Here is a 13,226-nt window from a genome sequence, read left to right as displayed (position 1 = left end):
GATATTGTAACAATACAATTCACAAACTTTTTACTGTACTACGTATAGTCCGTTTACTATAACTTTAATTTATACATCAGCCCGATTGTATAAACATTCAGATTAGTCGGCAAAAGCGAGTAATCTTTAAAACCTGAAAGCTCTATGCTATTGCGTTTATCAATGGCATAATTTACGCCTACTTTATAACGTATCTGGTCAACCTCCTCACCCACTTTGTAGAATACATCGGCCGAAATAGCGGGCGTAAATCTACTTGGATTGGGGTATGCCAATTCCAATTTATTTCTGACATAACTTTTGGTCGACTCCAAGCCCACTTCTGTATCTTTAAATTGATTTTGGTATCTTAAACGATACGACAGCTTCAATACAGAGACTTTTCGGTCGTATTCTATATTACCATAGAATCGGTGAAAAGGCTTATAAATCGTAGAATAGGTTTCTTTATCCCATTTTTGTCTTTCCGAAAAACGATAATACCCCGAAACAGCCCAATGTTTATTGAGTTTGTATCCAATGCCTATTTCGCCCAACACCGAACCAACATCCGAGAAATTATTGGTTGTTCTTAACTGAGCATTAAAATGCAATACAACATTAGGCGTTATTTTTTTCTGAACGCCAATTCCCGTCCATAAACGAGTGTCTGTTTCTTGACCGAAAACCCCAAGCGGAAGCATCAGTAAAAGCCAAATAGTTTTTTTCATATTGGTATATACAAAGTTTTGAAAGGTTGAGGGAGAGGTGTTTATTTAGTAAATTGTTAGTTAGTGAATGAGTACTTTTTGTAGCATTCTTCAGGCAAAATAGAAAATCCCGTGTATATACACCTCTTTATCACAATTCACTAATTCACTAAATCACAAATGATAAAAGATTGTCATTTTGGTAGCATCTTTCAAGAAATCTATCTCTTGAATATCCACACGGTGAATGTTCAACCCAGTACGTTTTTTTAGATCAGCCAGTAACTCCTCCCTTCGTTCGGGAAGGATAAGTTCTATTTTTTCATAAAAAATCTGCTTAGAATATTCTTTTCTAATCAAAATACCACTTTCGAGTATCCATGTCAGCAACAAGATAATACCATTGAGAACGCTTAGTTCATCCCAGCCGCCTTTGCTCACAGCCGAGATTAGTCCAATTGCAATCACCATAAACAGGTAGGTCATATCTTTGGCTGAAATACCTTCAGTTCGATACCGAAGCATCGAGAAAACTGCGAATAAGCCAAAGGCAGCACCCATCGACATTACCACCTTGTTGAGCATATAAGTCAACAAAAAGATAATGAGGTTAAATACAAAAAAGGTGAGAAATAAATCGGCTCGACGGTAGTTTTTGAAGTAAATTAATCGAATAAGAATAAAGACCGAAAAGAAGTCGATACCCAACCGAATAAAGAACTTGGCTGGCAATTTATCAATCCACTGAAAACTCTCAGTAACTTGCGGTGAGGTAATTTGCTGCAATATGGTCATGTTGTGCTAATATTTTTGAAACTCTTCTTAAATGCTTTTTAAACTTGTTCTGTTTGATTTCTTGATAAAGGCTAATAATACCAAAGCAATATTTACTAATTGCCCCTTCTTTTAGGCGGTATTTTCGCATAATATCTATAAAAGGCGACGCCCCGATACGCTCTTGTTTTACTTCGGCAATAACCATTTGGCTATATTCCTTTTCAATGTTATCGTTCTGAAAAGTCAAATTTAGGTCGATTGTCAGGCGTTCTGCTCCTACCTTGCTTACCAGTGTAATACGTTGATAATTTACCCAAATAACCCCTTGAAGGCTATTGGGGTCGATAGAACTAGTTGTTTTTTGTAAAAACTGAATACTATCTTCATTGGTAAGCCTACCCACAATCTGCTGTTGCTTGATACGGGTTTTGAGAGTTCGCCCTTTGTTATTTTTAAATTTTATTTCAAAAAATGACAAATTTGAATCTACATAATTACGAGCTCGAATTTTGTAGCGATTCATATAGCCATTTTGATGAGCTTTGTAAAGCGACAACTCGGCTGTGTCATAATACAAAGTTTTGTAAAGACACAAACGGCTATTTTCAATCTCCAAAATTCGATAATTGGGTATAGCATCACTCAGAATATCGGGCAATAAAGCCAAAGGAATCAGGTATTTCACATCCATTCTATCCATCAGCTTTACGCCATCCATTTCGGCTAGTGATATTGGTTCAAACCTACTTGTTTGAACCAATATATCGTTGAGAAATTCCTTAGAATCCATAGGTGTATTTTTTCACTTGGATTAATTTGCCCTTGTTATCATACAATTTACGTTCTGTTTTTAGGCCATTGGCATTTACAGTGTACAAGGCTCGTGTTTCTAATTCGTTTTTCTCATTGTAATGCAATACTTCCGCTTTCTCTTTATACGAATCATATTTGTAGACCTCCCTTTCTATCTGTTTCCCAGCAGCATCTACAATTGTTTCTTCTACTTTATCGTCAAACTCATTGTATTTTGAAACCGTCCTTTTCTTAAACTTCCCCGTTTTGTCGTACTCTATTTCTTCGACAACCTGCCCTTGCTTATTAAATTTTTTATAGGAATCATTACGCACCTGTTCTTTACCCGCAACATAATCGGTAACTTGCTCGGTAACGGTTTTGATTTTATGTTTTTTTACTTCTTTTTTGCTCTGAGCTACACTTGCGAACGTTACCGTAATAGACAGTAACACGATGTTTATTATACGCATATTATCAATTGGTTTTGAGTTGAAATATATGGTTATGATTTTATTTCAGATAGGTTTGAACAGCCTGATTTCGAGATACTACATGATTTTTGAGTGTTATGATAGCATTGGTAAAGTCTTGCTCAGAACTCAAGTAGGTGTATTTGGGTTGCTCGCCATTAGTTCCTATTACAAATGGGGCAATAAGAGCATAGTTTTTATCAAAAATAGCATTCATTTTATCGGGAGTAAATACATTTTCGGTAAATGATTTTACGTAGCTTTTATATTTTTCCTGATACACGGTATCGTCGTACAAATAGCGAATCAGAGGCCAAGAAGTACTTACACCCGACATATTCAAAGCTAAACCCTGCTGCGACGACATACCCCCGCCCACGGCGGCACCACCTCCTACAGATGCTCCATTGCCCAAGGCATCGTTCAAGTCCCAAGGTATCCATGTAAGTCCTTTACCTGACTGGTTATAGAGGTAATAATTATGAGCCATTGCTCCGTAGCTATCCCATGCTACCATTGTGGTATTTACGGCCAACCATTTTAAAAAGGCATCTACATTAAACACCTTTTCGAGGTTGGCTCTCCACTGTGAGGCATTAGAGGTACGGTCTGTACTATGCAAGACCGAAAAAACTGCTTTTACGTCGCTCCAATCTGTTGAAACAAGCTTATTTTTTTGAGGAAACCCTGCTTCTGAAAAGGCATTTAGGGCAAAAGTAGCAGGTGTACCATCTGGTTTATAGATAGTTCCGCTTTTGTGACCTCCAAATTGACTCCATACCATTGTATCATCAATTACCTCTATTACGGTATATAAGCCAAAGTATTTGAGGCCTTGCCCATCGCCCAAATCGACATATATTTTACAGAAAGAGGTTTTGGCGGCTGGCACACCTGCGGCTCTAAAAACGTCGTTGGCCACTTTATCTCGCATCAGCGAATTATCGCCGAAGGCAGGAGAAAACGACAAATCTTTGAACCCATAAAAACGTTGGTTGTTGATTTGAGGATATAAGTCTTCAAATTTATCGAAGTTGAGGCGAAAAGGTAATTTGTAAATACCCGAGCTCCACGCTCGTGAAAGGCTAGAATTTCCTTTGAGCCTAAAGCCTACTTTGTACCATTCTTTGCCATTGTATTTGACAGATGCAGGAAAATAGCTTGGCTCGCCAGTACCAAAGGTGGTAGCACCAGCTACTGCACCGTTGTTGCCACCTGTAGTGGGTATGGCCACTCCTCCTGAGTCTGGAGGAGTGCCTCCACCGCCTATCATGGTGCTATCTCGAGGGGGGATATTTCCTCCTCCAGCCCCTGGCACACCTCCGCCACCTGCTCCTGCACCAGGCACACCAACACCACCGCCTGCACCTGGATTGGTTGTAGTTGTACCAGAGGCACCAAAATCACCCCCAAATTTTTCGGTCATATCTTCTCGAATTTTTTGCCAATCGCCAGATGCCAAACGGATTTCGAGGGCATTTACTTTTTCTTGAGGAAAAACCTCATCATAGTTAGGTTGTACTTGGTTGCCATGAGTGGCGGCTGTCCAGTCGGGAACGGCAAAATTTGCTCCAGTGTTTTCGGTTGTTCCTGTAACAGGGTCGGCTGTATCAATTCTTTGGCATGACATCATTCCGACACCCACAAGGCACGTACCAAGCATTAAATAGATAAATGGATTTTTCATATTGGTATAATCAAGGGCATTGTTAAACTTTTACAAATCAAACGAGTAATATTGATTTAACATTTGCCTAACATTGGGTGTGTATAAAAAGCCATTTATTGTGTAGATTTTAACATAAAAAAAACGATTTTTAGGCGATTTTGACCCTAAAAATCGCCTTTTTAAGCGACTTATATACACTTTTTGTATCATGATAGACACATAAAAATAATGTACCTATTTGGGCGGTCTAGTAAAGATTGTCTTTGTTGCTAATGGGCCGAAGTACGTACTACAAGGCTATTGGGTTGCTTCAAAAACTGGTCTATTTCGTTGGTTCTTTTCAAAACCTGCTTTTTTAAGGCTTCTATGCCTTCTTGAAAGTCTTGTTGCTTTTGTAAATGAGAATAGGGTGCTTTTTCGCCTTTTGTGCCTATCACATAAGGCCTCAGCAGTTGGGCGTATTCGTCTATTTGGCTATTGATTTGGTTGGTATTCCAATTTTTTTCTCTAAACTCTTTTATATAATTGAGGTATTTGGCATAATAGGCTTTGTCTTCGGCCAAATATTTAATTAAAATAAAGTGGTTAGGTACATTGTCTAGCGACAAAGAAAGGCCTCTTCCCAAAGGCATTTTATTGCCATCGGGCATTGGTGGCATATCTTTCGGGAAAGGCATTTTCATGGCTGTATTATCGCTTATGGCCTCGTTGTTGTCCCAAGGAATCCACACCAACCCACGGTTGGGAGCATTATACAAATAATGGTTATGTGCCATAGCACCGTAGGTATCCCAGTTGGTTATTGCGGTATTGATAGCTAACCACTTCAGAAAGTGGTTCACATCAAAAGTTTTTTCTAAATTTTGTCGCCACGTGGTTACATTGGTTTTGCGAGTGCTATCGTTGAGTGCGGCCACAAATGCCTGTACATCACTCCAATCCTTCTGTTTTTTATGGTTTTTTTTATCAAACTGCTTTTCATCGAAACGTTGAAAGGTTGATTCGGGCTTATAAATATTGCCTTTGTCATCGCCAAATTGTGTTTTTACCATTGTATCGTCAATCACCTCTACCATAGTATAAATGCCCACATATTGCAAGCCTTTGCCATAGTCGATATAAATCTGGTAAAATGCTGTTCTAGCACTTGGAATACCCGATTTACGGAACAAATCGGTGGCGAGTTTTTCTCTTATCAATGAATTATCATGAAAGGCTGGCGACATCGACAATTCAGTAAAGCCGAAAAAATCTTCTTTTGTGAATTTATCAAAATTGAGTCGGAATGGTATTTTATAAATTCCCTGTCCCCACGAACTCATCAAACTGGAATTACCTTTTAGGCGAAAGCCTACCCGATGCCAAGCCCTGCCATTGAAAAGAATATCGGCTTCTACATAGCGTGGCTCGTCGTCGCTACCTATGGGCATAGGAAGCATTCCTTTCTCAGTACCTTTGGGTAAAAAATTAGGCGGGAAATTGCCCCCTGCTGGTGGCGGGCCCAATTTAGGCATTGGGCTTTTACCAAACTCGGTTTTAAATTTTTTCTTCATGTCATTACCAATACTATCCCAGTCTGCTTTTTTGATTTTTATCTCAAGTTTATTCACCCGATTTTCAGGAAATACCAAGTCGTAGTTGGGCAATGGCTTTTTTTGAGCCCATAGCTGCGGCAGCGAGCAGAATAAGGCAATGATTATTAATCCTTTAATTGATTGTTTCATGGTTTGAAGCATTTAGTTGGACACCACAAATAAAGCAAGCATAAAGCACTAATAATGAGAGGCATATAATAATAGAATATATTTGTAGATAAACTGGAAGAAGGGTAAAAATATCTACATAATTGTACTATTCATAGACACTACACATCGACTTCGGTGTTTTTGCCGTTATTTGAACACTATTTTGCTTAATCCCAACGCTGATATTTATGAAGGCTTTTGATAAATATGCTATTTTTTTTCACCTAATAGGCTGGTGTGTGTATTTTAGTACACCTCTGCTGGTATTACCTAGTGGTTTTTATGGCCGTGCTGAGTTTTCAAATTTTGTTACTTCACAACTCATCAACAACCTGATGATTGTGGCCGTTTTTTATCTTAATTTACTGATTCTTTCACCTAAGTTATTGCTCAAAAAAAGAGGTGGTATTTTTGTTTTTTATCTAGCACTTGGCCTTATTATCGTATTAGGTTTTAACCTTATTTGGGGGAAATTTTTCATAAAAATGCCTCCATTTGAGCCTAATATGTCCAAAATGCCTTCAATGCCCAGACCCAACCCCAACTTTCCACCACCTCCTCCACCCCGTATGGGCTTTCCTTTTCAGCAAATAACGGGCGGCATGATGTCTTATTTATTTGCTATTATTGTGAGTTCGCTTATTGTGCTGTGGCAAGACCGTATCAAAAGCCATGATACACAACAAAAAATCACTTTGGAAAAAGTAGCTGCCGAACTAGCCGTATTGAAGCTTCAGGTGAGTCCACATTTTTTGTTTAATACACTCAATAATATTCGCTGGTTGGCTCGCCAAAAATCAGAACTTACCGAAGATGCCATTGTCAAATTGTCGCAATTATTACGGTATATGATTTATCAATCTGATAGCGATACCGTGCCTTTACAACAAGAAATCGACTATTTGCATAATTATATTGACCTTCAGAAAATGCGTATTTCGGCTAAAAACAAGGTGACATTTCAGTACAAAGGGCCTATCGAGCGTCATGTTATAGAACCACTTTTGTTTATTCCAATGGTCGAAAATGCTTTCAAATATGGCTTACATGGTTTTGAAGAAACAGCAATAGCAATATGTATCGAAGTACTCGATAACATGCTGTATTTTTCTACTCGTAATCCTATTTTTGAAAACAATCAAACCGACGAATCTGGTATTGGCTTAAAGAATGTTCGTAAAAGGCTAAGTTTGCATTATCCAGACAGATACAGCCTAAAAATCACCGAAGAGGGTAATATCTTTTGCGTTGATTTGTCCATTGAACTTAAATAATCAAAAACTACCAAGCCACAATCACTAACCCACAATTAAATAACGATATGATTGCCGAGCAAAACCACAAACTACGATGTATAGCTATCGACGACGAGCCATTTGCCTTACAAATCATTGCCGATGATATTCGGAAAGTACCTTATTTGGATTTGATAGATACCTTTGCTAGCCCCTTTGAAGCATGGGAGATATTGAATACGGGACAAGTAGATTTGTTGTTTTTAGATATTCAGATGCCTACTCTAACAGGTATACAGTTTGTCAAAAGCCTTATTCAACCTCCTATGGTAATTTTTACTACGGCTTACCAACAATATGCTCTTGAAGGCTACGACCTCAATATTGTAGATTATTTGGTCAAGCCTATTCCGTTCGACAGATTTGTAAAAGCTACCAATAAAGCCTTTGAATTGTATTCGTTACGAGCCAAAGAAGCCCCCGAAGTAGTGCCTACCGAGGTAGATTATATTGTAATAAATGCCGATTACAAAAAAATTAAGCTTCACTTCTCGGATATTGTTTTTGTAGAAGGGCTCAAAGACTATGTCAAAATATATATTCAAAACGAAACAAAACCTATTCTGACTCGGTCAAACCTAAAGTCGATGGAGGGCAAATTGCCTAATAAACTTTTTTGCCGAGTACACAATTCATACATCGTTTCGCTCGAAAAAATTACCGCATTCCAAAAAACCAAGCTCCTGATTGGCAAAATAGAAATTCCTGTAGGCAATCGCTTTGTTGATGAATTTGAGCAAGTGTATCGAAAATAGCCTATTGGAAAGTGGCCAAAAGTAGAGATATTATATCAGCTTGCATTTTTGAATATGATTACAATGGATTTAGGTTTTATCTTTGGTTTTAATAATTGAGTGATGTATTCAAAAAAAGCGTTACATCACTCAACCAACTACTGAGCTACCCATTGCATCATTAAGCCTGTTAAATACCCACAATACGTACCCAAAGCATAACCCAAAATAGCCAACAATACGCCTACCGAAGCCAAAGAAGGATGAAAGGCTGCCGCAATTACCGAGGCAGAAGCAGCTCCGCCAACGTTGGCCTGCGAGCCCACAGCCGTAAAAAAGAAAGGTGCTTTGGTAATATAGGCCGCCAATAGTGTAAAAGAAGCATGAAAAAACATCCAAATAATACCTACCAAAAACAACTGAGGTTTGTCGAGTGCTGCCAAAATATCCATTTTCATACCTATTGTAGCAATTAAGATATACAAAAACAGTGAACCAAATTTGGACGCTCCTACCTTTTCGATATTGCGAGCTGGCGTTTGCGACAGTATTAATCCAAACAACGTTACCAACGAAATCACCCAGAAAGAAGACGATGTTAAACTAAACTTTTTTAAGGCTGGAAAATTTTGGCTAATAAATGGCACAATACCATCGGCACAAGTATGGGCTATAGCCGTTGTACCAAATCCGACTAGCAATATCATCATCAAGTCTTGTAAAGAAGGATTTTGTTGATTTTTAGCAAAATCTGCTTCCATTTTTACCCGTATTTCTTCGACAGCCTGAGTATCAGCTCCTAGCCATTTATCGAGTTTGCTGGCATAAGCTACACCATATAGCAATACTGCAAGCCACAGCTCGGCCGTAACTACATCGACAGCAATTGCCTGCGAAAACACTTCGGCACTAGGCTCAAATACCTCTTTTAGTGCTGTTTGGTTGGCACTTCCTCCTATCCAGCTGCCTGCAATCGTAGCGAGTCCTCGCCATGTTTCGCCAGAAACTGTTTCGGGCGAAATTATTTTTACTATTCCAATAGCCACTGGCCCTCCTACCATAACCCCCAACGAACCCGCCAAAAATACAATAATGGCTTTGGGGCCTAATTTTTGCAAAGCCCTAAAGTCGATATTTATCGTAAAGTACACCAAACAGGCTGGTAATAGGTATTTTGAAGCCACATCATATAACTTAGAAGCTTCGCCCGAAACAATCCCAAATGAGTTGAGCAATCCTGGCAAAAAATAACAAATCAAAATACTAGGAAATAGGCTATAAAACTTTTGCCAAAATATGGAAGGTAACGAAGCCGTATAAAACGTAAAGGCAATAATGGCAATCAATAGGCCAAAAACAATGGCATCGTTGGTAATAAGTGGTTGCATAATTTAGTTGTATTGATAAGACATTGGTTATGCAAAAAGACAAAATTTATGCTTATCACAAAACCTTTGTAGATAAATAATTCAAACTTTTGTCGTTTCTGTATGCCAATAGCCTTGTATTTTTGCTAAAAATAAACCTTGTTTCCAACCAATAGCTTGTCATGTCCGATATTTTTAACATTTCCGACCGAAGTACTCAGTTCAAAATATATTCCTCTTCGGCTGGTTCGGGCAAAACCTACACCCTTGCCAAAGAATATATCAAATTGGCTTTGCGGTCCAAAACTCCTTGGTACTTCAACCACATTTTGGCCGTAACATTTACCAATAAAGCCGCAGGCGAAATGAAAGAGCGTATTCTCAAATACCTCCGCCAGTTTTCAAGCAACGACCCCAAAGAAATAAAGGATTCTGCCGATATTTTCAACCAAATTCTGACTGAATTACAAGCCGATGGTGTCGAAATCGACGAAACTATTCTGAGGCAAAGGGCTTCGGCTACATTCAAGCATATTATTCATGAATATGCCAATTTCTCGGTATCGACTATCGACTCTTTTGTACAACGTATAGTTAGTGCTTTTACCGAAGAATTGGGGTTTCCCTTCAATTTTGAGGTAAACCTAGAGTCGGATGTGTTGTTGGATGCAGCCGTTGAGCAACTTCTCCAAAAAACTAATACCGAAACTTACGAGCAAATTACGGAGGCTATCAAAAGTTTTGCGTTGGAAAAGGCCGACGAGGGACGTTCATGGAATGGTCTGGGTACTGAAATCGCTGATTTTGGGAGAAACCTGCTATTTGACCAATTCCAAAATGATATTGACAAAATTGCAACACTTACACCCGACGACTTTCTGAAAATAGAACAACAATTAAAAGATTTCAATAAATCGGTTGAAGAACAACTCAAAGAAGTGGCTAAAATTGCCCTTGAGGTTGTCAACGATAACGGCCTAAGTATTGATGATTTTCCCTTCAAAAAAAGTGGTAACTTTAGTTTTTTCACCCAAGTATATGCAGGCAATGTATTCAAAGAAGCAGGAAAACGCACCCTCGATTCCATAGAACAAAATACCTGGCATGCCAAAAGTGCGGCCAAGCCTATTGCTGCCAGTATTATGGCAATTGCCGAAACATTAACCGACTGCGGTAATTTGTTGTTATCGTTTCAAGCAAAGCTTGGGCCTAGGTATTTTCTGTACAAAGAAATTTTGAAACAGCTCAAAAAGCTGGCTCTGTTGGCTCAGCTAAAAAAAGAAATTGCTGATATTCAGCAAGAAACAGGGCAAATTCATATTTCGGAATTTAACCGCAAAATTTTGGAAATAGTCTTAAACGAACCTATTCCTTTTATTTACGAACGTCTTGGAGAACGGTACAATCATATCCTGATTGATGAATTTCAGGATACATCTACGCTTCAGTGGCACAACTTTTTGCCCCTAATTGAAAATGCCTTAGCGAGTGGTCACTTCAACTTGGCCGTAGGCGATGCCAAACAGTCTATTTACCGTTTTAGGGGTGGCAAAATGGGATTAATTGTCAATCTGCATAAAAAAGAAATACAGGAACTCAAAAAGCCTTTTCCTACTGATAATTTCTTGATAGAACGCTACGATAGTATTACGCCTTATTTAGTGCCTGCCAACCTCAATACCAATTACCGAAGCTCGAAAGAGGTTATTGAGTTTAATAATAGCTTTTTTGATTTCATCAAAAATCATCCTGATTATCAGTCCATTGCTCCATCTTTAGGCAAAGTTTATGATGAATATTTTGCTCAAGAACTACCCAGCAATATCCAACAAATCAAAACTGGCGGACACGTTCAGATTGACTTTGTAGTGGGCAAAGAACAAGACCGTATTATGCTCGAAAGTATTTACAAAACGCTCGAAGAAGTTCTTAGTATTGGTTATCGCCTTAGCGATATAGCGATTTTGTGTCGCCGAAATAAGGATTCTCGAACTGTAGCCAACGAACTCAAAGAACAAAACTACAACGTCATTTCGTCCGATTCGTTAAGCTTGGGGTCGTCGGATGCCATCAATTTGGTAATGGCTTTTATGAAAGTGGTACAAAACCCCGACAATGCTCTGGCCAAATACGAGGGAATTTATTTGTATTATCGGGTAGTACTCAACAAAATCCCCAATACTCAAGAAAATAAGGGTATCAAAGAAATTATTGATAGTAAAAATATCTCAGCATTTTTTGAGCTTGTAAGCTACAATCTAATCCCGACGGCATTACAACAAATGACACTGTATGAAATTGCTGAAAAACTTCTACAAACTTTTCACTTGTTTCAACACGACAAAGAATTAGATTTTATTTTCCGATTCCTCGATGTAGTACTTGAGTTTCAGAATATGAGGAGTACGCACCTCACCGATTTTATTGTTTTTTGGGAAAACAAAAAGAATTCGCTGTCTATTTCGTCGCCAGCAGGCCAAAATGCTATTACCGTAACAAGTGTCCATAAATCAAAAGGATTGGAGTTTCCGGTGGTTATTATCCCTTATTGCCATTGGACTACCGACACGGGTATGTATTCGACCCGCTGGTTTGACCTAACCGAGGAGATTTTACCTGAATTGCTCCTAGAACAAGCTGACGAGTCGGAGAAATACTTAGCTACAGCTCCTTTACAAATGGTACGAGATTTGGAGAAAACACAGCTTCTACAACAATACAAAGACGAAAAGGAAGATACTTTTCTCGAAAGCTTGAATATGTTGTATGTGGCACTCACTCGCCCAAAAGACCGCCTGTATTTGATCGTAAAAAGCGATATTTCTAAATTTGACAAAACCGTTGGCAATATGCTATATCAATACGCCCAATGCCCTGACATCGACCCTACCGAAGGCTTGGTATATGTTGTTACGGAAGGACACAATAAGATTATTTCTCAGGAAAAAGAACATATCAGCAATGCCATCACAATTCAAGGTATTCAGTCGAGCGAGCGAAGCCAAACAATTCAGCTCAAGCATTCGGCCGAAAAGCTTTTCGACTTAGAAAGTTTTGAAAAAAGTAAAGACTACGGTAATAAAGTCCATGCTGCCTTTGCCAAAATAAAAACGGTTCGGGATATAGATACGGCCTTGGCCGATATTCAACGAGAAGGGTTGATTATAGAGTCGGAACAACAACAACTCAAGGCTACCATTCAGCAAATTATCAATTTGCCCGAAATCAAGCCCTATTTTGAAGTAGAAGAACGTTTTGTCAGAAATGAGCGAGAAATCCTACGACCTAATCAAGCCCCACTTCGCCCAGACAGGGTAGTGAAAATAGGCCCTAAAATTGTAATTTTAGATTATAAAACAGGGTCAAAAAGCTCGTCGCATATCAAACAAGTAGAGGAATACCGCAAAATATACCTCGACATGAAACACAAAGAAGTAGAAGGTATTTTGGTGTATCTTGAAACACAGGAAATTGTAAAAGTATAAAACACATACACGAGCCATCCCGAATATTAGGTAATATTAAACCAGACCACCTATTGGTGTTTGTTGTAATTCATCAGGTAGTCAAAGGAACATGGAAGAGGCTTATCAATTACCCAAATAATAGAAATTTAGGGGTTATTCATAAAAAAGGCGGTCGAAAATTGTTTTCCGACCGCCTTTTTTATGTTAAATATCAGAAT

The 13,226-nt window shown here is 38.6% G+C and carries 10 protein-coding genes; 3 read left to right on the top strand and 7 right to left on the bottom strand.

Translation table 11 applies throughout. The annotated features are described in order from the left end of the window. Window positions 1-56: 56 nt before the first annotated feature. From FLEMA_RS0102900 to FLEMA_RS67320, 6 genes are all read right to left on the bottom strand, one after another. Entirely contained in the window at window positions 57-710 is a 654-nt protein-coding gene (locus FLEMA_RS0102900) for a DUF2490 domain-containing protein (protein WP_026994160.1), read from the bottom strand. A gap of 153 nt (window positions 711-863) precedes the next feature. Then, window positions 864-1,484 carry a DUF4956 domain-containing protein gene (locus FLEMA_RS0102895; RefSeq protein WP_052353929.1) on the bottom strand — a complete coding sequence of 207 codons (621 nt, stop codon included), beginning with the start codon at window positions 1,482-1,484 and terminating at the stop codon, window positions 864-866. Beyond that, window positions 1,444-2,256 carry a polyphosphate polymerase domain-containing protein gene (locus FLEMA_RS0102890; RefSeq protein WP_026994158.1) on the bottom strand — a complete coding sequence of 271 codons (813 nt, stop codon included), beginning with the start codon at window positions 2,254-2,256 and terminating at the stop codon, window positions 1,444-1,446. The genes FLEMA_RS0102895 and FLEMA_RS0102890 overlap by 41 nt, the downstream gene beginning before the upstream one ends. Further along, window positions 2,246-2,731 (bottom strand): hypothetical protein, encoded by a 486-nt coding sequence (locus FLEMA_RS0102885; RefSeq protein WP_026994157.1) that lies wholly within the window; start codon window positions 2,729-2,731, stop codon window positions 2,246-2,248. Before FLEMA_RS0102885 ends, FLEMA_RS0102890 begins: the two co-directional genes overlap by 11 nt. A gap of 40 nt (window positions 2,732-2,771) precedes the next feature. Continuing rightward, window positions 2,772-4,418 (bottom strand): CotH kinase family protein, encoded by a 1,647-nt coding sequence (locus FLEMA_RS0102880; RefSeq protein ID WP_026994156.1) that lies wholly within the window; start codon window positions 4,416-4,418, stop codon window positions 2,772-2,774. Between the two features lie 251 nt (window positions 4,419-4,669). Then, window positions 4,670-6,124, bottom strand: coding sequence for a CotH kinase family protein (locus FLEMA_RS67320; protein WP_159102648.1), 1,455 nt, complete (start codon window positions 6,122-6,124; stop codon window positions 4,670-4,672). Window positions 6,125-6,333: 209 nt separating this feature from the next. Between FLEMA_RS67320 and FLEMA_RS0102870 the strand changes: the two genes are divergently transcribed. Continuing rightward, the gene (locus tag FLEMA_RS0102870) at window positions 6,334-7,419 is read left to right on the top strand and encodes a sensor histidine kinase (RefSeq protein WP_026994155.1); all 1,086 of its coding nucleotides are present in this window, start codon (window positions 6,334-6,336) and stop codon (window positions 7,417-7,419) included. 47 nt (window positions 7,420-7,466) lie between these two features. Continuing rightward, on the top strand, window positions 7,467-8,195 hold the full coding sequence (locus FLEMA_RS0102865; protein ID WP_026994154.1) for a LytR/AlgR family response regulator transcription factor: 729 nt from the start codon (window positions 7,467-7,469) through the stop codon (window positions 8,193-8,195). A gap of 137 nt (window positions 8,196-8,332) precedes the next feature. On the opposite strand, the gene FLEMA_RS0102860 is transcribed toward FLEMA_RS0102865, so the two are convergent. Then, on the bottom strand, window positions 8,333-9,562 hold the full coding sequence (locus tag FLEMA_RS0102860) for a DUF819 family protein (protein ID WP_026994153.1): 1,230 nt from the start codon (window positions 9,560-9,562) through the stop codon (window positions 8,333-8,335). 161 nt (window positions 9,563-9,723) lie between these two features. Here FLEMA_RS0102860 and FLEMA_RS0102850 point away from each other — a divergent pair, with 161 nt between their 5' ends. Continuing rightward, the gene (locus tag FLEMA_RS0102850; RefSeq protein ID WP_026994152.1) at window positions 9,724-13,026 is read left to right on the top strand and encodes a UvrD-helicase domain-containing protein; all 3,303 of its coding nucleotides are present in this window, start codon (window positions 9,724-9,726) and stop codon (window positions 13,024-13,026) included. Window positions 13,027-13,226: the final 200 nt, after the last annotated feature.

The organism is Flectobacillus major DSM 103, assembly GCF_000427405.1.
GTDB classification, from domain to species: Bacteria; Bacteroidota; Bacteroidia; order Cytophagales; family Spirosomataceae; genus Flectobacillus; species Flectobacillus major.
Note: the sequence above shows the minus strand (reverse complement) of the source record. Positions and strands in the feature narration are given on the sequence as shown.

Bases quoted from the DNA above. Each gene is read 5' to 3' on its own strand.
- FLEMA_RS0102900 (WP_026994160.1), bottom strand. From the start codon at position 710: ATGAAAAAAACTATTTGGCTTTTACTGATGCTTCCGCTTGGGGTTTTC.
- FLEMA_RS0102895 (WP_052353929.1), bottom strand. From the start codon at position 1,484: ATGACCATATTGCAGCAAATTACCTCACCGCAAGTTACTGAGAGTTTT.
- FLEMA_RS0102890 (WP_026994158.1), bottom strand. From the start codon at position 2,256: ATGGATTCTAAGGAATTTCTCAACGATATATTGGTTCAAACAAGTAGG.
- FLEMA_RS0102885 (WP_026994157.1), bottom strand. From the start codon at position 2,731: ATGCGTATAATAAACATCGTGTTACTGTCTATTACGGTAACGTTCGCA.
- FLEMA_RS0102880 (WP_026994156.1), bottom strand. From the start codon at position 4,418: ATGAAAAATCCATTTATCTATTTAATGCTTGGTACGTGCCTTGTGGGT.
- FLEMA_RS67320 (WP_159102648.1), bottom strand. From the start codon at position 6,124: ATGAAACAATCAATTAAAGGATTAATAATCATTGCCTTATTCTGCTCG.
- FLEMA_RS0102870 (WP_026994155.1), top strand. From the start codon at position 6,334: ATGAAGGCTTTTGATAAATATGCTATTTTTTTTCACCTAATAGGCTGG.
- FLEMA_RS0102865 (WP_026994154.1), top strand. From the start codon at position 7,467: ATGATTGCCGAGCAAAACCACAAACTACGATGTATAGCTATCGACGAC.
- FLEMA_RS0102860 (WP_026994153.1), bottom strand. From the start codon at position 9,562: ATGCAACCACTTATTACCAACGATGCCATTGTTTTTGGCCTATTGATT.
- FLEMA_RS0102850 (WP_026994152.1), top strand. From the start codon at position 9,724: ATGTCCGATATTTTTAACATTTCCGACCGAAGTACTCAGTTCAAAATA.